At 60.0% G+C, this 20,013-nt stretch carries 11 protein-coding genes and 1 pseudogene; 7 read left to right on the forward strand and 5 right to left on the reverse strand.

All coding sequences use genetic code 11. The annotated features are described in order from the left end of the window. Nucleotides 1–19: 19 nt before the first annotated feature. Both HP062_RS25410 and cra read right to left on the reverse strand, forming a co-directional pair. Nucleotides 20–796 (reverse strand): TatD family hydrolase, encoded by a 777-nt coding sequence (locus HP062_RS25410; RefSeq protein ID WP_172792253.1) that lies wholly within the window; start codon nucleotides 794–796, stop codon nucleotides 20–22. A gap of 3 nt (nucleotides 797–799) precedes the next feature. Continuing rightward, complete coding sequence (cra, locus tag HP062_RS25415; RefSeq protein ID WP_010463461.1) at nucleotides 800–1,795, reverse strand: catabolite repressor/activator; 996 nt, start codon at nucleotides 1,793–1,795, stop codon at nucleotides 800–802. 291 nt (nucleotides 1,796–2,086) lie between these two features. On the opposite strand from cra, the gene ptsP reads away from it, so the two are divergent. The 4 genes from ptsP to HP062_RS25435 all read left to right on the forward strand — a co-directional run bounded on the left by ptsP (nucleotide 2,087) and on the right by HP062_RS25435 (nucleotide 9,347). After that, a complete protein-coding gene (gene ptsP, locus HP062_RS25420; RefSeq protein ID WP_010463459.1) occupies nucleotides 2,087–4,948 on the forward strand; it encodes a phosphoenolpyruvate--protein phosphotransferase in 2,862 nt (953 codons plus the stop codon). Beyond that, on the forward strand, nucleotides 4,948–5,889 hold the full coding sequence (gene pfkB, locus HP062_RS25425; protein WP_172792254.1) for a 1-phosphofructokinase: 942 nt from the start codon (nucleotides 4,948–4,950) through the stop codon (nucleotides 5,887–5,889). Before ptsP ends, pfkB begins: the two co-directional genes overlap by 1 nt. 11 nt (nucleotides 5,890–5,900) lie before the next feature. Next, nucleotides 5,901–7,640, forward strand: a complete 1,740-nt coding sequence (locus HP062_RS25430; RefSeq protein WP_172792255.1) for a PTS fructose-like transporter subunit IIB — start codon at nucleotides 5,901–5,903, stop codon at nucleotides 7,638–7,640. Between the two features lie 165 nt (nucleotides 7,641–7,805). Then, a complete protein-coding gene (locus tag HP062_RS25435; RefSeq protein ID WP_102593602.1) occupies nucleotides 7,806–9,347 on the forward strand; it encodes an alkaline phosphatase in 1,542 nt (513 codons plus the stop codon). Between the two features lie 131 nt (nucleotides 9,348–9,478). On the opposite strand, the gene HP062_RS25440 is transcribed toward HP062_RS25435, so the two are convergent. Both HP062_RS25440 and HP062_RS25445 read right to left on the reverse strand, forming a co-directional pair. Continuing rightward, nucleotides 9,479–12,007, reverse strand: coding sequence for a sulfite reductase flavoprotein subunit alpha (locus HP062_RS25440; protein ID WP_172792256.1), 2,529 nt, complete (start codon nucleotides 12,005–12,007; stop codon nucleotides 9,479–9,481). Nucleotides 12,008–12,238: 231 nt separating this feature from the next. Beyond that, nucleotides 12,239–14,553, reverse strand: a pseudogene (locus HP062_RS25445) (TonB-dependent receptor). Between the two features lie 206 nt (nucleotides 14,554–14,759). On the opposite strand from HP062_RS25445, the gene HP062_RS25450 reads away from it, so the two are divergent. Beyond that, nucleotides 14,760–15,440, forward strand: a complete 681-nt coding sequence (locus HP062_RS25450) for a Fe2+-dependent dioxygenase (protein ID WP_077747399.1) — start codon at nucleotides 14,760–14,762, stop codon at nucleotides 15,438–15,440. Beyond that, nucleotides 15,437–16,213, forward strand: a complete 777-nt coding sequence (locus tag HP062_RS25455; RefSeq protein ID WP_145307008.1) for a tetratricopeptide repeat protein — start codon at nucleotides 15,437–15,439, stop codon at nucleotides 16,211–16,213. The genes HP062_RS25450 and HP062_RS25455 overlap by 4 nt, the downstream gene beginning before the upstream one ends. Nucleotides 16,214–16,288: 75 nt before the next feature. Here HP062_RS25455 and HP062_RS25460 read toward each other — a convergent pair whose 3' ends face one another. Then, complete coding sequence (locus tag HP062_RS25460) at nucleotides 16,289–17,452, reverse strand: type III PLP-dependent enzyme (RefSeq protein ID WP_010463443.1); 1,164 nt, start codon at nucleotides 17,450–17,452, stop codon at nucleotides 16,289–16,291. Nucleotides 17,453–18,522: 1,070 nt separating this feature from the next. Here HP062_RS25460 and HP062_RS25465 point away from each other — a divergent pair. After that, nucleotides 18,523–19,992 carry a DUF2599 domain-containing protein gene (locus HP062_RS25465; RefSeq protein ID WP_256665982.1) on the forward strand — a complete coding sequence of 490 codons (1,470 nt, stop codon included), beginning with the start codon at nucleotides 18,523–18,525 and terminating at the stop codon, nucleotides 19,990–19,992. Nucleotides 19,993–20,013 lie beyond the last annotated feature (21 nt).

Raw genomic sequence — 20,013 nt, forward strand, 5'->3', positions numbered from 1 at the left:
GTTTTTGTGCAGGGCTGATTTACCAGTTGAACAACTCGCAGGCATTGTCCGTGCTTGCGGCCGCCAATCGCTCGGGGCTGATCGCCATGATGCCGGCCAGCGCCGAGCAAATCGCCGGCAGGTGCGCCGGGCTGTTGCGTTGACCGGGAAACATGGCGGGCGCCATGTCCGGTGAATCGGTTTCCAGCACCACTGATTCCAGGGGCAGGTCAGCGAGGACGCGGTGCATGCGCAGCGCCTGCGGCCAGGTCGCGGCGCCGCCCAGGCCCAGTTTGAAACCGAGCCTGATGTATTCGCGCGCCTCTTCCTTGCTGCCGGCGAAGGCATGAATGATGCCCGCGCGTTTCAATCGAAACCGTTTGAGCGTGGCAATCACCGCGGCATGGCTGCGCCGCACATGAATCAGCGCCGGAAGATTGAAGTCCACCGCCAGTTGCAGTTGCGCGTCGAACAAGGCCTGCTGGCGCTCACGGTCGAGGGTTTCGATGAAGTAATCCAGACCGATCTCGCCCACGGCACACAATTGCCGATGACCCGCCAGGCGGGTCAGCCAGTCACCGAGTTCGAGTAAATCGTCAGGGCGATGCTGGTCCAGGTACACCGGGTGCAAACCGAGCGCCGCATGCAGGTCGGGGTCGCTCTGCACCAAGTCCCAGACCCGCTGCCAATTGCCCTGATAAACCCCCAGCACCACCATCCGCCGTACCCCGAGGGCGCGGCTTTCGGCGAGCAGCGCCGTGCGGTCCTCGTCGAAGTCCGGAAAATCCAGATGAGTGTGGCTGTCAATCAGCTCCACGGTTCAGTCCTGGCGAATACGCTGCTTGAAGGTCCGCGCGATGGCTTGCACGCCGGGTTGGTAGTCGGACTGCTCGATGGCGGCCAGCGCCAGCGCCAGGGCCTTGTCGGCAATCAACTGATGCTGCTGGGCCATGGCGTTGACCGGCAGCGGCAAGAAGTCCAGCAACTGCGTGTCGCCGAAGGTGCCTAGGCGCAGCGGACGGGTTTTCAGCGGGAAGTCGTGCAAGGCATCGAACACGCCTTGAAGCAGCACGTAAGACGTGGTCACCAGTGCATCCGGCAAATGCCCAAGGCGCTGTAACAATTCCTCCATCAACTGCTTGCCGCACTCACGGCTGAACGATTCGCCGTGCTCGATCAGCACGTCGCCTTTGAACCCGCTTAACGCCTCCTTGAACCCGGCGGCACGTTCCTGGCTGATGCTCAGCTCGGGGCGGGCACCGATCAGCGCGATTTGCTTGGGCAGCGGGTCGAGCAGACTGCGGGTCAGTTGCAGGCTGGCCTCGCGATCATCGCTGATCACCGAACAGAAATGCTCAGGCTCCATCACCCGGTCGATGGCGATGATCGGAATGCCTTTGGCCTGCAACAGACGATAACTGTCATCACCGGCCGGCAGGCAACTGGCGACGATCAAGGCATCACAGCGCCGGGCGCGGAACAGTTGCAGCAATTGCCGCTCACTGTCCGGCGCATCGTCGGAACTGGCGATCAGCAATTGATAACCGCGCGCCCGGGCGCCTTGCTCGAGCAGTTTGGCGATTCTTGCGTAACTGGGGTTTTCCAGGTCCGGCAGAATGAAGCCCAAAGTGCGGGTGTGCCGACTGCGCAGCCCCGCCGCCTGAGGGTTGGGCGTGAAGCCATGTTGTTCGACGACCGCACGAACGCGCTCGACGGTGGCACTGCTGATACGTTGCTGCTCGGCCTTGCCATTAATGACATAACTGGCGGTGGTAACGGACACACCGGCCAACTGTGCGATATCACTGAGTTTCAACTCGGGATTTCCTTGTTTGTTCGAGCTTGCCCCGACATTTTCGACAATCCTACCCGATTCGGGCAGACGACCATTGTCGCAACGCTTCCGACAAGTTGGACTTCAAGGATGGGACATAATCGAGTAACGTGCCAATCATTCTAGATTAAACGTTTCAGCAAGCGTATTTTCTACGTTATAAGCGCATTTGGCCGGTTCTGCCGTGAAACCGCCAAAAATGATGACGAAGCGCCTAAGCTGGAATCATCCAAAACAATACCTGGCGCCCACAGACGCCAAAAAGGAGAAAGCATGCTCGAGCTCACCATAGAGCAGATATCCATGGGCCAGTCGGCTGTGGATAAGTCCGAAGCCTTGCAATTACTGGCCGGGCATCTGGTCACCGATGGCCTGGTGGCCGAGGGTTATCTCGCCGGTTTGCAGGCGCGGGAAGTCCAGGGCTCGACCTTTCTCGGTCAAGGTATTGCCATCCCCCACGGTACGCCGGAAACCCGCGACCAGGTGTTTTCCACCGGTGTGCGGCTGATGCAATTCCCCGAAGGCGTGGACTGGGGCGACGGCCAGATCGTTTACCTGGCGATCGGCATTGCCGCCAAATCCGATGAACACCTGCGACTGCTGCAACTGCTGACCCGTGCCCTCGGAGAAACCGACCTGGGCCAGGCCCTGCGTCGCGCCAGTTCCGCCGAAGCCTTGTTGAAACTGCTGCAAGGGGCACCGCAGGAACTGGCGCTGGATGCACAAATGATCGGCCTTGGTGTCTCCGCCGATGACTTCGAAGAACTTGTATGGCGCGGCGCGCGTTTGCTGCGCCAGGCCGATTGCGTGAGTAACGGGTTCTCCGCCGTCTTGCAACAGGTCGAAGCGCTGCCGCTGGGCGATGGCTTGTGGTGGCTGCACAGCGAACAAACGGTCAAGCGTCCGGGCCTGGCGTTCGTCACGCCGGACAAGCCCATGCGCTACCTCGGCCAGCCCCTCAGTGGCCTGTTCTGCCTGGCCAGCCTCGGCGAGGCGCATCAGGCTTTGCTCGAACGCCTGTGTGCGCTGCTGATCGAAGGCCGTGGCCATGAATTGGGTCGCGCCACCAGCAGCCGTAAAGTCCTCGAAGTGCTGGGCGGTGAACTGCCGGCGGACTGGCCGAGCGCGCGCATTGCGTTGGCCAACGCCCACGGTTTGCATGCCCGCCCGGCGAAGATCCTCGCGCAGTTGGCGAAAAGTTTTGAAGGCGAAATCCGCGTGCGCATCGTCGATGGCCAGGACAGCGCCGTGTCGGTGAAGAGCTTGAGCAAACTGCTCAGCCTCGGCGCCCGGCGCGGTCAGGTATTGGAGTTCGTCGCTGAACCGAGCATCGCCGCCGATGCCTTGCCAGCCTTGCTGGCCGCCATCGAAGAAGGCCTCGGTGAAGACGTCGAGCCGTTGCCCGCCGTGAGCCAGCAGCGCGAGGTGTTTGCCGATGTCGCCGAAGTGCTCCTGGCGCCAGCGTCCGGCAGTCTGGTCCAGGCCATTGCCGCTGCACCGGGCATCGCCATTGGCCCGGCGCACATTCAAGTGCTGCAAACCATCGAATACCCGTTGCGTGGCGAGTCTGCCGCCATTGAGCGTGAACGTCTCAAGCAGGGCTTGGTGCACGTGCGCCGCGACATCGAAGGCCTGATCGAACGCAGCAAATCCAAAGCCATCCGCGAGATTTTCATCACCCACCAGGAAATGCTCGACGACCCGGAATTGACCGATGAAGTCGACACCCGCCTCAAGCAAGGCGAAAGCGCTGAAGCGGCGTGGATGGCGGTGATTGAAGCGGCGGCCAAACAACAGGAATCGTTGCAGGACGCCTTGCTCGCCGAACGGGCTGCCGACCTGCGCGACATCGGTCGTCGGGTGCTGGCGCAACTCAGCGGCGTCGAAACCCCGAGTGAACCCGATCAGCCGTACATTCTGGTGATGGACGAAGTCGGCCCGTCCGACGTTGCCCGTCTCGATCCGACCCGTGTGGCCGGCATTCTCACGGCCCGTGGCGGCGCGACCGCTCACAGCGCGATTGTCGCCCGGGCGCTGGGCATTCCGGCCTTGGTCGGCGCTGGTGCGGCGGTGTTGCTGCTGGCGCCGGGCACGCCGTTGCTGATTGATGGTCAGCGCGGTCGCCTGCATGTGGACGCCGACGCGGCAACCTTGCAGCGCGCCACCGAAGAACGCGACACCCGCGAACAACGCCTGAAAGCCGCCGCCGAACAACGCCATCAACCGGCGCTGACCACCGACGGCCATGCGGTCGAAGTGTTCGCCAACATCGGCGAAAGTGCCGGCGTGACCAGCGCGGTGGAGCAGGGTGCCGAAGGCATCGGCTTGCTGCGCACTGAACTGATTTTCATGGCCCATTCCCAGGCGCCGGACGAGGCCACCCAGGAAGTCGAATACCGCCGCGTCCTCGACGGCCTGGCCGGTCGTCCCCTGGTGGTTCGCACCCTCGATGTCGGTGGCGATAAACCACTGCCGTACTGGCCGATTGCGAAAGAAGAAAACCCGTTCCTCGGCGTGCGTGGCATTCGCCTGACCTTGCAGCGTCCGCAGATCATGGAAGCGCAATTGCGCGCCTTGCTCCGTGCAGCGGACAACCGTCCGTTGCGGATCATGTTCCCGATGGTCGGCAGCGTCGATGAGTGGCGCCAGGCGCGGGACATGACCGAGCGTCTGCGTCTGGAAATCCCGGTGGCTGACCTGCAACTGGGGATCATGATCGAGGTGCCATCGGCGGCCTTGCTGGCGCCGGTGCTGGCCAAGGAAGTCGACTTCTTCAGCGTCGGCACCAATGACCTGACTCAATACACCCTGGCCATCGACCGAGGGCATCCAACCTTGTCGGCCCAGGCTGACGGCTTGCACCCGGCGGTGCTGCAACTGATCGACATCACCGTGCGCGCGGCCCATGCCAACGGCAAGTGGGTCGGCGTGTGCGGCGAGCTGGCAGCCGATCCGCTGGCGGTGCCGGTGCTGGTCGGTCTCGGCGTGGACGAACTCAGCGTGTCCGGTCGCAGCATTGCCGAGGTCAAGGCACGCATCCGCGAACTCAGCCTCAGCCAAACCAGAATTCTCGCCCAACAGGCCCTGGCCGTGGGCAGCGCCAATGAAGTGCGCGCATTAGTGGAGGCCCTGTAATGGCCAAAATCCTGACCCTGACGCTCAACCCGGCGCTGGACTTGACGGTGCAGTTGCCGCGCCTCGAGCCCGGCCAAGTCAATCGCAGCGACGAAATGCACACCCACGCCGCCGGTAAAGGCGTGAACGTGGCGCAGGTGCTCGCCGACCTCGGCCATCAGCTGACGGTCAGCGGTTTCCTCGGTGAGGACAACCTTCAAGCGTTCGAAACCCTGTTCGCCAAACGCGGTTTTGTCGATGCGTTCATCCGGGTGCCCGGTGAGACGCGCAGCAACATCAAACTGGCGGAAAACGATGGGCGGATCACCGACATCAACGGTCCGGGGCCGATGGTCAATGCGACGGCTCAGCAGGCGCTGCTGGATCGACTCGAGCAGATTGCGCCCGGTCATGACGCGGTCGTGGTGGCCGGCAGCCTGCCGCAGGGCATAAGCCCGCAGTGGTTGCAGGCGTTGATTGAACGTTTGAAAAACCTCGGTCTGAACGTTGCCCTCGACAGCAGCGGCGAAGCCTTGCGTGCAGCGCTCAAGGCCGGCCCGTGGCTGATCAAGCCGAACACTGAAGAGTTGGCCGACGCGCTGGGCTGCGAGGTGATATCGGTGGCGGCACAAGCCGAAGCGGCGAGCCGTTTGCACGCTCAAGGCATCGAGCATGTGGTGATCTCCCAGGGGGCCGATGGCGTGAACTGGTTCAGTGTCGGCTCGGCGATGCACGCCACGCCGCCCAAGGTCAGTGTCGTCAGCACCGTGGGCGCAGGCGATTCGTTGCTGGCCGGCATGCTCCACGGTTTGCTCAGTGCCGACACGCCTGAACAGACCCTGCGCACCGCCACGGCAATCGCCGCGATGGCGGTCACGCAGATCGGTTTCGGAATTGGCGATGTCGCGCAGTTGGCGCGGCTCGAACAGGGCGTGCGCATCCGCACCCTGACAGAACAATAAGAGGGTTTGTCATGAAGTTAGCCATTGTTACGGCCTGCCCGAACGGCATGGTCACCAGTGTGCTGTGCGCCCGTTTGCTCGATGCAGCGGCCCAGCGTCAGGGCTGGAGCACCAGCGTCGAAGTGGTCGATGCCGCGCATCCGGAACGTCAGCTGTCGGCTGCCACGATTGAAGCGGCCGAGTGGGTGTTGCTGGTCACCAGTGCGCCGGTGGATATGTCGCGATTCGTCGGCAAGAAAGTGTTCCAGAGCACGCCCGCGCATGCCCTGCAGGATGTCGAAGCGGTGCTACGACGCGGGGCTGAAGAAGCTCAGGTGTATGTCGCGCCCGAAGCTGTCGAGCAACCTGCTACCACCGTTCAAAACGCGCCACGCCTGGTGGCGATCACGGCGTGTCCGACCGGTGTCGCTCACACGTTCATGGCAGCCGAAGCCTTGCAGCAAGCGGCCAAGCGTCTGGGCTACGACCTGCAAGTGGAAACCCAAGGCTCGGTCGGTGCGCGCAATCCACTCAGCGCTGCAGCGATTGCCGATGCCGATGTGGTGCTGCTGGCGTGCGATATCGAAGTCGCCACCGAGCGTTTTGCCGGCAAGAAAATCTACCGTTGCGGTACTGGCATTGCGTTGAAGCAAGCCGAGGCGACGCTGAATAAAGCGCTGGCCGAAGGCAGGCAGGAAACCGCGTCGACCGGTGCCAAAGGCCCGGCCAAACAAGAGAAGACCGGTGTCTATAAACACCTGCTGACGGGCGTGTCGTTCATGCTGCCGATGGTGGTGGCGGGCGGTCTGATGATCGCCTTGTCGTTCGTGTTCGGCATTTCCGCATTCAAGGAGGAAGGCACACTCGCCGCCGCACTGATGCAGATCGGTGGCGAGACTGCGTTCAAGTTGATGGTGCCGCTGCTGGCGGGTTACATCGCCTACTCGATCGCCGACCGTCCGGGCCTGGCGCCGGGGATGATCGGTGGCCTGCTGGCGAGCACCCTCGGTGCCGGTTTTATCGGCGGGATCATTGCCGGTTTCATTGCCGGTTATGCGGCGCAGGCGATCAATCGTTATGCGCGCTTGCCGCAAAGTCTTGAGGCACTGAAACCGATTCTGATCATCCCGTTGCTGGCGAGCCTGTTCACCGGCCTGGTGATGATTTACATCGTCGGCAAACCGGTGGCGGGGATGCTCGAAGGGCTCACGCACTTCCTCGACAGCATGGGCACCACCAACGCGATTCTGCTCGGTGTGCTGCTCGGCGGGATGATGTGCGTCGACCTTGGCGGGCCGATCAACAAAGCCGCGTATGCGTTCTCGGTGGGGCTGCTGGCCTCGCAAAGTTATGCCCCGATGGCCGCGACCATGGCCGCCGGTATGGTGCCGCCGATTGGCTTGGGTATCGCCACGTTTATCGCACGGCGCAAATTTGCCCAGACCGAGCGCGAGGCCGGTAAAGCGGCGCTGGTATTGGGGCTGTGTTTCATCTCCGAAGGGGCGATCCCGTTTGCCGCCAAAGACCCGTTGCGAGTGATTCCGGCGAGCATTGCCGGTGGCGCATTGACCGGTGCGTTGTCGATGTATTTCGGCTGCAAACTGATGGCGCCGCACGGTGGGTTGTTTGTGTTGGCGATCCCGAATGCGATCAATCATGCGCTGTTGTATCTGCTGGCGATTGTGGCGGGGAGCCTGCTGACGGCGGTGGCGTATGCGCTGCTCAAGCGGCCGGAAGCTGTTGAGATGGCACTCGAACCCGCCAAAGCCTGACACCACGTTGTAGGAGCGTGGCTTGCCCGCGAAGACGGTTTAACATTCAACAAACAGGTGTCTGTCAGATCGCCTTCGCGGGCAAGCCTCGCGTCTACAGGGGGGAGCGGTGTCACATCGGTTTCATGCGCACGTGCTTTAGTTTTCCTTTTCAGGGAGAACACCATGAGCGAATTCGACCTCGGCCGTCGCCGTGTCATGCAAGCCGTCGGCGCCGGGCTATTGCTTCCAGGGCTGGCGCCGGCCGTTATCGCCTCGGTCAAGGACCGTCCGCAGCTCACCGATGGCGTGCAGTCCGGCGATCTGATGGGCGACCGGGCGATGATCTGGAGCCGCAGCGACCGACCGGCGCGGATGGTGGTCGAATGGGACACCCGCAGCCTGTTTGGCAACCCACGCCGATTCGTCTCGCCATTGGCCGATGCGCGCAGCGATTTCACCGCACGGGTCGAGCTCACGGGGCTGCCGGCCGATCAGGCGATTTTCTATCGCGTGTATTTCGAAGACGCCCAAAGCGGTGTCACCAGCGAACCCTGGTTCGGTCATTTGCGCAGCGTGCCGCAAACCCGGCGCGACCTCCGTTTTGTCTGGAGCGGCGACACCGTTGGCCAAGGCTTCGGCATCAATCCGGACATTGGCGGCATGCGCATCTACGAAGCCATGCGTCTGCGCCTGCCCGACTTCTTTATCCACAGCGGCGACACCATCTACGCTGACGGCCCGGTGCCGGCGCAACTGGCCACCGAAAGCGGCCGGGTGTGGCGCAATATCACCAGCGAAGCCAAGAGCAAGGTCGCCGAGACACTCGACGATTATCGCGGCAACTACCGCTACAACCTGATGGACGAGAACATCCGTCGCTTCAACGCCGAAGTCCCGCAGATCTGGCAGTGGGATGACCACGAAGTGGTGAATAACTGGTCACCGGGCAAGCAATTGGATGAGCGCTACAAGAGCAAAGATATCCACAGCCTGGTCGGTCGCGCCCGCCAGGCCTGGCTCGAATATGCACCCATGCGTTTGCAGAGCGCCGATGGCGGCGGGCGGATTTATCGCAAGCTCGGCTACGGGCCGATGCTGGATGTGTTCGTGCTGGACATGCGCAGCTATCGCGAAGCCAATGACGACAACCTCGGCACTGCCAAACCGTTTCTCGGTCGTGAGCAACTCGACTGGCTCAAGGCTTCGTTAAAAGCCTCCAGTGCCCAATGGAAGGTCATCGCCGCCGACATGCCGATCGGCCTCGGCGTCCCCGACGGAGAAGTCAGCCCCGGTGTGGCGCGCTGGGAAGCAGTGGCCAACGGTGATCCAGGACCGGCCCAGGGGCGTGAGCTGGAAATCGCTGAACTCTTGGGCTTTTTACGGGCGCAGCAGGTGCGCAATTACGTGTTCCTGACGGCCGATGTGCATTACTGCGCAGCCCACCATTACCACCCGGACCGCGCCGCATTCCAGGACTTCGAACCGTTCTGGGAATTTGTGGCCGGGCCGTTGAATGCCGGGAGCTTCGGACCCAATCCGCTGGACAAGACCTTCGGGCCCGAGGTGGTTTTCGAGAAAGCACCACCGGCGCAGAACACCTCGCCGTTTGCCGGGTTCCAGTTTTTTGGCGAGGTGAATATCGATGGGCAGACGGGGGAGATGAGTGTGGTGTTGCGGGATCTGGATGGGGTGGCGGTGTTTGAGCGCAAGCTTCAGCCAGCCTGACCGTTTCCACCAACAACACACAACCAATGTGAGAGCGAGCCTGCTCGCGAATGCGGTTTCACATTCAACAGCGTCGTTGTCTGACCCACCGCTTTCGCGAGCAGGCTCGCTCCCACAGGGATTGTGGTGGTTCAGTAGACGTCGCGGCGGTAGCGGCCCTGCTCGATGAGGCGGTCGACTTCTGCAATCCCGAGCACTTCATTCAGTACGTGATCCACCCCTGATGCCATTCCCTGCAAGCTCCCGCAGATGTAAATCACGGCGCCGTCAGCCAGCCATTGCTTCAATAGATCGGCCGACTCACGCAGCCGATCCTGCACATAAATCTTCTCGGCCTGATCCCGCGAGAACGCCAGGTCCAGTCGCTCCAGATCGCCTGAAGTCAGCCATTCCTCAAGCTCATCGCGGCACAGATAGTCGTATTCCCGATGACGCTCACCGAACAGCAGCCAATGCCGTTGCTGCCCATCGGCAATGCGTGCCTTGAGCAAACTGCGCAGTCCAGCCAGCCCGGTGCCGTTGCCCAGAAGGATCATCGGCACCGGCTCGGTCGGCAGGTGAAACCCGCTGTTGCGCCGCACTCGCAGGCTGATGGTGCCACCCACCGGCGCGTGTTCGGTCAGCCAGCCGGAGCCGATGCCCAGGCTGCCATCGGTGTGCATTTCCTGGCGCACGATCAGTTCCAGAATGCCGTCAGCCGCAATCGAAGCAATGGAGTATTCGCGCATGGCCAACGGCACCAGTGCATCGACCAGTGCCTGAGCGTGCAGGCCGACCAGATGGGTTCTGTTTTCCGGCAGTTGTCGGCTGGCGAGGGCGTGCTCCAGCGGTTGCGACAAGCCACTGAAGGTCACCATCGCCCGGCCTTCAATACCCAGGCCATCAAGGAAATGCTCGATTGCCCACGGGCAATTGCGGGGCAGGACTTCCACCAGATCCCCCGCCAGCCAACTGCTGGTGGTCGGTGCGGTGAGGCCCAGCAAGTACACCGGTGAGCCGCTGCTGTCCGGGTTCATCAACTCGCGGCGGGTCAGTGTCCAGTTGTCGTAGCTCGGCGCCTGCCAGGTGTCGACCGGTGCTTGCCCGGTCAACAGGCCGAGTTGCTGCTGCCAGTGACGCAAGGCGTAAGGGTCGCCGCTGTCGACTTCCACTGGGGCGAACAACGTCTTGCCGCCATGCTCGCCAAGCCAGGTGTGCAAGCGTCGGGCGAAGCCGCAGAAGTGGTGATATTGGCGATCACCGAGACCCAATACCGCGTAGTTCAGGCTTTCCAGGTTCGACGCTTGGCCCAGCACCTTGCGTTCGAAACCGCGGGCGCTGTCCGGCGCTTCGCCGTCGCCGAAGGTGCTGACTACGAACAGCGCATTGCTGGATTCACGCAAATCCTGTTCGCTGACATTCGCCAAGGGTTGGACTTTTACCGGCAGGCCGGCCGCCTGCAATTGCCCGGCAGTTTGCCACGCCAGTTGCTCGGCAAAGCCGCTTTGGCTGGCGAAGCCGATCAACCAGGCTGGCGCATTGTTGCCCGTTTGCGCGAAGTTTTTGCGGGCGTCCTTGATCTGCTTTTTCTTGCGGCGACGGTCCAGGTACAACAACCAGCCAGTGACAAAGAACAGCGGCATGGTCAGCGCGGTGAGGGTCAGGATGATCCGCCCGACGATGCCGAAGTAACTGCCCACGTGCAGCGCGTAAATGCTGGTCAGCAGTTGTGCCTTGAGGCTCTTGTCACTGTAACGGTCATGCCGTTTGACGAGGCCGGTGGCCGGATCGAGGCTGATCTGGTTCAGCGCACGGTCATGGGGCGAGGAGTTCAACAGGTAGAAGACCGTCGCCGGTTGGCCGGCCACGGGTGGCATGCGGATGTTGTAGGCACTGAGTGCCGGACCTGCGGCGCTGTAGATACTGCTCCACATGGCGGCGTAATCGGCGGTGGGCGCCGGGCCGCTTGGGGCAGGACCTCGACCGCCGCGCACGCGCTCGTTCTGCGGAGAGTCGGACAGCAATTGGGTCAAGCCCTTGTTGTACCACTCATAGGACCAGGACAACCCGGTCAGCGCTGACAGGAGGTAAAACACCAGGCACCAGGTGCCGGCCACCGAGTGCAGGTCCCAGTTGAAACTGCGGCCCTTTTTCTTCCAGTCGAGGGTCAGCCAGGCGCGCCAGTTTTTCCATTGGCGCGGCCAGCGCAGGTACAGGCCGGACAGGCAGAAAAATACCAGGATCAGCGTGCAGGCCCCGGTGATCTGCCGCCCGGTATCGCCCATGGCGAGGAAGCGGTGCAGTTGCAGCATCAGGCCGAAGAAGTCCTGACCGGTGGCTTCACCCATGAACTGGGCGGTGTACGGATCGAAGTAGCGCATCTCGCCCCGGCGTTCGCCCGGTGGCGGGGTGAAACTCACCCGCGCGGCGTTGCCGCTGTCGGTCTCGACCCAGAGCATCGCGACTTTCTTACCGGAGGCGCCCTCGATTTTTTCCACCAGTTCGGCGGGCGGCAGGACGCCGGCAACCTGCTTCTCGACCTGCAACACAGAAGGATTGAGCACGCTGAGGATCTCATCCTCAAACGACACCATCGCCCCGGTGATGCCCATCAGGGCCAGGACCAGCCCGGCACTGATGCCGAAAAACCAGTGCAACTGGAACAGGGTTTTCTTCAACACGTCGCTCGCCTTGTTCGTTCGAAATAATCATCACGGCGCGCATTATGCCGTGGGTTTCTGAGAAACATTCTTTTTTACGTACAAAAGCCCCGTTCATGCAGATGAACGGGGCCTGACCTTATATCGCCGGCTGCTTTATGTGGGAGCGAGCCTGCTCGCGAAGGCTGTAGCCGTCGCCACAGATGAGGTGCGGCAACCATCCATTCGCGAGCAGGCTCGCTCCTACATTGATCAGAAGTGGAAGTTGGTGCTCAGCAATGCCGTGCGGCCAGCCGCCTGGTTGGCGAAGTGGGTCGAGAAGGCTTTGTCGTAGTAGGTTTCGTCGGTCAGGTTCTGCACGTTCAGTTGCAGATCGACGTTTTTGCTCAACTTGTAGGCAGCCATTGCGTCGTAACGAACATAGGACTCGACCATGGTGGTGTTGGCCACGCTGCCGAAGACGTCGTCGACATAGAACGCACCGCCACCGATGGTCAGCTTCGGCGTGACCTGATAGGTCGTCCACAGGCTGGCACTGTTTTTCGGGGTGTTCGGCAGTTCGTTGCCATCGTTGGCTTTACCCAGCGGGCCGCCGTCTATTTGCTCGCTGTCCATGTAGGCGTAACCGGCGAAGACTTGCCATTTTTCGGTGATCTTGCCGCTGGCCGACAATTCGATGCCCTGCACGCGGGTTTTACCGGCGTTTTCATAGGACGTGGTGTCGACCTGGACGCGGGCGTTGTCTTTTTCGGTGCGGAAGATATCGGCGGTCAACGACAGGCGATCGTTCAGCAAGTCCCACTTGGTGCCGATTTCGTAGTTCTTGGTGGTTTCCGGCTCCATGTCGCTGCTCAGCAGATTGCCGTTGCGATCCGGCGTGCCGCCCAACGGGTTGCCTTCCTGACCTTCGCCCAGCGTGTTGCCCGGTGGCGTGGCGGAGGTGGCGTAGGACGCGTAGATGCTGCCGTTTTCGGCCGGTTTGTAAACCACGCCGAACTGGCCGGTCACGAACTCGCTAACGTCATCCCCTTTGGACGTGGTCACGCTGGACGCGTTGTAGGTTTTGTATTTGGTGTCGAAATGGTCGTAACGCAGGCCCATGTTCACCAGCCATTGCTCGGACAACTCGAGGGTGTCGAACACATACAGCGCGTAGGTATCGGACTCGGTATCAGTGCCGGCGTAGTTCCGCGAGATCGCACCGTTCCATGGGTCGTTCGGGTTCGGGTTGGCCAGCGAGGTGCAGTTGTAGCCGCTTGGCGCGCCGATCAGTGCCGGCGAGCAGTTGGTGGTCGACGCCGCGGTTCGAGGGGTGGTGTCGACGTTGACGTTGTACGAGGATTTCTGGCTTTCCTCGCGGCTCAGCTCGATGCCGGTGGCGAAGCTGTTCTTGAAGCCCGCAATGTAGACGTCACCAAACAGATCGGTCTGGTTCGTGGTGGTCTCGGTGTTGCTCACGCGAGTGTTGGCCCGGCGCCAGACGCTGCCGTTGTTCACGTTGCCCTTGCTGTCGTCCGGCTGGGTCAGGATGTAATCCTGCATGCTGCTGCCGTGGCGCAGGGTGTTCTTGACGGTCAGCGCATCGCTCAGGTCGTGCTCGATGGCAAAGGTTGCCGTGTCGGTGCGGCCCTTGCGGAAATCGCGATCCAGCCCGTAGAAGTTGCTGTGATCGCCGCCGGCGAACGGCTTGTCCGGATTCGACTTGGTGCGGGCGGCGGAACCTGCGACAGGGATGGTGTACGGAATGCCCGAGTCTGGCGTGTCGTTGCTTTCCAGATGGTAGTAATCGAGGTTGACCCGGGTGTCGGTGCCCAGGCCGAATGCCAGCGACGGCGCGATGCCCCAGCGGTCGTAATCGACGCTGTCACGGCCGGCGACATTGCTTTCGTGGCTCATCAGGTTCAGACGGCCAGCGGCGGTGTCGGTGAACTGGTAGTTGCCGTCCAGGGTGTAACGCTGGGTCTGGTCCGAACCCCAGGTAAAACCACCGTCGAACGAGTCGCCCAAGTGGGCCTTTTTGCTCACCAGGTTAATGCTGCCGCCCGCCGCGCCACGGCCGCCAATGGCCGAGTTCGGACCTTTGCTGACTTCGATGGATTCTACGGCGAAGATCTCGCGGCTCTGCGAACCGGTGTCACGCACGCCGTCCAGATAGGTGTCGCCCTGAGCGTCAAAACCACGAATGAACGGACGGTCGCCTTGTGGGTTTCCACCTTCACCGGCACCAAAGGTGATGCCCGGAACGGTGCGCAGCGCATCCTGCATATTGAGGGCGCCGGTGTCCTTGAGCACTTGCTGCGGGATGACGGTGACCGAGCGCGGTGTGTCCACCAGCGGTGCGGTGTACTTGGGCGAGGAGGCTTTTTCAACGTTGTAGGAAGTCGCATCCTGGGCTTCGCCAGTGATGGAGGTCGCCCCAGGGAAATCGCATTGCCCGGCGCTTTTTCGTCGGCCTTTTCGGCTGCGAAAACCATGTGGCCGGCAGAACCGGCCGTGATCGCCACGCCAATTGCAGACGCGAGCAAACGCGGTGAACTGACCGGTAAATGTGAGTGTTGGCGTGACATGTGAATTCCCCTCCCCAAGGATTTGAGGCCGCGGAATATAGGGTAGACGCGTATTTGTATCAATTGCGAAACGTTACTATTCGCGAGGAATTTACATTCTTTACAATTTGACCTTACGGTTTTTGATGATTGGTTCGTCGTGGGGGTTTTACACAGTCAATAAGAATCAATACCATTGCCGCCTCTTTACCTCCAGGTGTCCTCCCATGCTGCTGCACATTCCCGGCGTGTTCGCGAAAGAAGAAGTGCAGCGCATCCGCGAGGCTCTGGAGCAGGCGGATTGGGCCGATGGCAAAATCACCGCCGGCTACCAGTCGGCCAAAGCCAAGCACAACCTGCAGCTGCCTGAAGGTCATCCGCTGGCCAAGGAAGTGGGTGCGGCGATGCTTGAGCGGCTGTGGAAAAATCCGCTGTTCATGTCCGCGGCTTTACCGCACAAAGTGTTTCCTCCGTTGCTGAACTGTTACACGGCGGGCGGCAGTTTCGACTTCCATATCGACAACGCCGTGCGTCAGCCCAAGGGCGGTATCGAGCGGGTCCGCACCGACCTGTCGGCGACGCTGTTTTTCAGCGAACCGGGGGACTATGACGGCGGCGAACTGGAAATCCAGGACACCTTCGGCACCCAGCGCGTGAAATTGCCGGCCGGCGACATGGTTTTGTATCCCGGCACCAGCCTGCACAAGGTCAACGCCGTCACCCGCGGCACCCGCTATGCGTCGTTCTTCTGGACCCAAAGCCTGGTGCGCGAAGACAGTCAGCGCGCGTTGCTGTTCGAGATGGACGGGGCGATCCAGCAATTGACTCAGGACATGCCCGATCACCCGTCGTTGATCCGCCTCACGGGCACATATCACAACCTGTTGCGTCGTTGGGTCGACGTATGAGTTTCCAATTGCGCCGCGAGGAAGTCCTCGACGGTGATTCGCTCAAAGCCATGCTGGAAGAAAGCCCCGCTCGTGCAGCCCAGGCGATTCTGATCGCTGCCCGTGAAAATATTCTCGATGCTCAAGCCTTGCTCGGGCAGATTCTGCTGGACGGGAATGGCATCGGGCAGGACCAGCCGCTGGCCGTGCGCTGGTTCGGGATTGCCGCCCGGCGCGGGCATCTGATGGCGCGCAACATGCTCGGTCGTTGTCATGAGCATGGCTGGGGGTGTGCGGCGGACGCTTCGGTTGCCGCGCAGCATTATCGAATCGCCGCCGACGCCGGGCTGGATTGGGCGATGTACAACTACGCCAATCTGCTGGCGACCGGGCGAGGTGTGATGGAGGATCAGGTGCAAGCGCTGAGTTTTTATCGTCGCGCCGCAGAACTGGGCCATGCGAAGTCGATGAACCTGTTCGGTCGTTATCTGGAAGAAGGACGGGGCTGTCCGGCGGATCCGCAAGCTGCGCGTGAGTGGTATCGGCGCTCGGCGGTCGGTGGTGATTTTCGTGGGCAGTTCAGTCATGCCGCTGTGCTGGCCGACGAGGGGCATATCGAAGAAGCGCTGGGTTGGTTACGCAAGGCGCGGGACGGCGGAAATATAAATTTCCTGCGGGTGGCGAGTCAGACGTTGTTGACTGCGCAGAACGGGCAAGTTCGCGAATTGGCTACCGATTACGCTCAGCGCTGCGCCGACCTTGAGCGGGAGCTCGTCCCCCTGCAAGCACTGTAGAGTGCCGGGGGAGAGGATTTCAGACACAAAAAAGCCCATGACACGTCATGGGCTTTTTGATTGTCGCTTTAGCGCTTACAGGTAAAACGATTTCAACGGCGGGAAGCCATTGAATTCAACCGCGCTGTAACTGGTGGTGTAGGCACCGGTCGACAGCCAGTACAGACGATCACCGATGGCCAGGTTCAGCGGCAGACCGTACTTGTAGTTCTCATACATGATGTCGGCGCTGTCGCAGGTTGGGCCGGCGATGACCACTTCTTCCATCTCGCCTTTCTTCTCGGTCCAGATCGGGAACTTGATCGCTTCGTCCATGGTTTCGATCAGGCCGGAGAACTTGCCCACATCCGTATAAACCCAACGCTCGACGGCGGTACGGGATTTACGCGCCACCAGCACCACTTCACTGACCAGGATGCCGGCGTTGGCGATCAACGAACGGCCTGGCTCCAGGATGATTTCCGGCAGGTCATCACCGAAGTCTTCCTTGAGGAAACGGATGATTTCTTCGGCGTAGGTTTCCAGGCTGTTGGTGCGAGTGATGTAGTTGGCCGGGAAGCCGCCGCCCATGTTGATCAGCTTGAGGTGGATGCCGTCTTCTTCTTTCAGGCGTTCGAAGATCACTTTGACCTTGGCGATCGCCGCGTCCCAGACGCTGATGTCGCGCTGTTGTGAACCAACGTGGAACGAGATGCCGTAAGGCACCAGGCCCAGGTCGCGGGCGAGGATCAGCAGGTCCATGGCCATGTCGGTCTGGCAGCCGAATTTGCGCGACAAAGGCCAGTCAGCCGTGGTCGAGCCTTCGGTGAGGATGCGCACGTAGACTTTCGAACCCGGCGCAGCCTTGGCAATGTTGCGCAGGTCTGCTTCGGAGTCGGTGGCATACAGACGCACGCCCTTGTCGTAGAAGTAGCGGATGTCCTTGGATTTCTTGATGGTGTTGCCGTAGCTGATGCGATCCGGGCCAACGCCCTGGTTCATCACTTTGTCGAGCTCGTAGATCGACGCGATGTCGAAGTTCGAGCCTTTCTCTTTGAGCAGGTCGATGATTTCGACGGCTGGGTTGGCCTTGACCGCGTAGTAGACCTTGGCGAATTCGAAACCGGCGCGCAGGTCGTCATAGGCCTGGCTGATCATCGCGGTGTCGATCACCACGAACGGGGTTTCTTGTTTGTCGGCAAACGCCTTCATTTTGTTGAAGGTATCGCGCGCGAAATAGTCTTCGACGTTGATCGACATGCTGGGAACTCCTACTGGCAAACTGAAATTAACAATGGGTGCGAGGGTGTGTCATCAATGAAATCGCGAGTGCGTTGCGCCTGAGCGCGTGCCAGGCAAGGCGCAGGCCGCCGCTAATGGTCATTCCCTTCGCAAGGCCTGCAACGCAGCATGGCGCGCGCTCAGGCACAACCCGAAGGGCCGGGCCTGCTTTTGCGCAGGGCTGCGTTGCTCGTCCCTTATTTGGAACAACCAAACCGCGGGCCTCGCGCCTTGCCCTGCGCAAAAGCAGGCTCCGGCGCACTCGTGATTTCATTGATGACACACCCTCCTGAACGTCCTCCGTATCCCCACTTTGGTTCGCCTACTTCCCAAGGCATGTCGCCGAAAGCAAAAAGGCCACGGGAGGCGGTGCTTTCCCTTGGCCTTGCTGTCTCGTCGTCAGTACTTGAGCCGGATGGATCGTTTCCAGCATGGACGTTCGGCGCGAACTTTAGGGCGTGAGGGGCTTGAGATCAACAAAAAATGTCGCGTTTTTGCACGCTTCCGTCGTGCGGTCCTGGATAGCTACTGATGTAACCGACCTGCATGACAGTGTGATGTTCCCTTGGTAGGGAAATTTGAGGGGGGCAGCGGGATTTGTGGTGCGCCATCACGATTCTGCTCGCGAAGGCACTAGATCCGGCGACAGCAGGGTTGGCCGACCCTTAGGTACTTGCCCAAACACCGGTAACTCTCTAATTGTTGAGTTATCTTCATGCGGATCCCCTCCACGGAAACAAATTGAGCACCGCATAAGTAATGATCGTTTGAATATCTCTCTATAGTCGAAAAGGTAATATAAACTTTCCGGGTGTTTCGAAAATGATATTAAAAACTACTGTAACCTGTTATTTGTGTCAGTAGATCGCTCTCCTCATCTATCCGATACTCGAGATCGAAAGTGAGTTGAAAATTTCGATCGAATGGAATTCGCTCGTACGGTCATAGATGCATTGCCATTATTAGGGTGAGTACTTCCCTGCGCGTTTTAGTGTGTCGGATTTCGCACGTGTCTTGCGTTTTCCTAAATAACGCAATGGGAGACTAATGTGTTTAATAATGTATTGTTAAAAGCGGCGCGCGTCACTTTGATGGTAGGAGTTGCCGCTGGCTCTCCTCTCTTGCAAGCAAGTCCCGGCACAGATACGGCAACGCTGATGGAGTATTGGTATCGTCTCACCGCCAGGGATTGTGGCAGCGGAAGGCTTGCATCTGACTGTTCCGGATTGATTCTTCGGGGGACGGACAGCAAAAAAGAATTCCGTCCATGGAATGCTGGTCCGAACTCGCATAACGCTGAGGCGGGTGGCAACGGTGTTGTTTCCAATGGAGGCGTGTCTGCTTCCTATCTGCGCAAGGACGCGGAATACGATGGTCTGGGTTTGCTTAAGTTTAATGGTTTTGCTTTGATACCTAATGATTTTATAAATGAAAATGACCAATTCAAAGTCACAGTGCTTTGTGCGTTTCCTATTGATGCCTGGACTTATAATCGAAACAATAACGGTTGTGGTGATTATTTTCAGGATGGCGACATCAATAATACCGTTGGTGTTCAAGAGGATTATTGTCAAAAGCTTAAGATCAGTAGCGCCTCGGGCTGGATGGCGTATTTTGATCGTCAGACCAAGGATCCAGATCCTATCAAGGCTCATCGATTTCAATGTGGGTTCGATACGACCGCAGATTATTTTGGAACGTTCAATAAGGCGGATGCTTTTAATGCCTTTATTGAAGGGCGGAAATTGATAGCCCATGATCCTGAAGAAAAAATCAGAGCTCAAACCACTCAAACGGAGTTGCGACTGCGCGTTTGGCCTGACGATAATTTTTGGAAAAGAGACTGGAACCTCAGAAGGCCCCATTTTGATTCTCCCGACCCAGATGATACAAACCCGGCGACAGTTGCAAATCAGGTATTTAAGGCACTGCCTATCGCAGCATTTACGTATATCGGTGGCATCGACATCGTTGAGACGAATGGCAAAAGCTTCGCGGGTCGCGCGCTCGCTCAGGATGACCAGCGTAGATGGAACGAGGAGATTCCATCTGGTAAAGGCGGCTGGAAACCAGTCATAAAAGTACAAATGCCGCGCACGATCGTCGAGGATGCCAAATTTGCCTATTACCCGGGCGATCAGGTCGTTGCACCGCCGGTCGACAATCGGTCCTGTGACAAATACATCGAGAAGGCTGTGTGGATTGACGACTACAAAGAGCCAGTGCTGGGAACCATCTCATCACTGACGGTGACACCAACCGAGTGCGGAAGGAAAGCCGGAGTGGGGAAAACAAATGTGGTATTTGCGGAATTAGCCAATCTGGCGGCTAACAATTCCAGTAAGGAATGGAATTTCGATCACATCGGCAGCACCATGCGCCGTCAACTCGCCTGTCATCTTGATTCCCCTGACATCGCCGCGAACAAGGCGACCTGGAGCCTTGAACCGCGTCGCCCGTACGTCGCTCATGAGGTAATAATGGAGCTGCAGGGTGACAATAAATGCAACCCTCACTAAGACGTTGAAAGCGGCGTCCAT

The sequence above is a fragment of the Pseudomonas sp. B14-6 genome (assembly GCF_013260315.1).
GTDB lineage: Bacteria > Pseudomonadota > Gammaproteobacteria > Pseudomonadales > Pseudomonadaceae > Aquipseudomonas > Aquipseudomonas mandelii.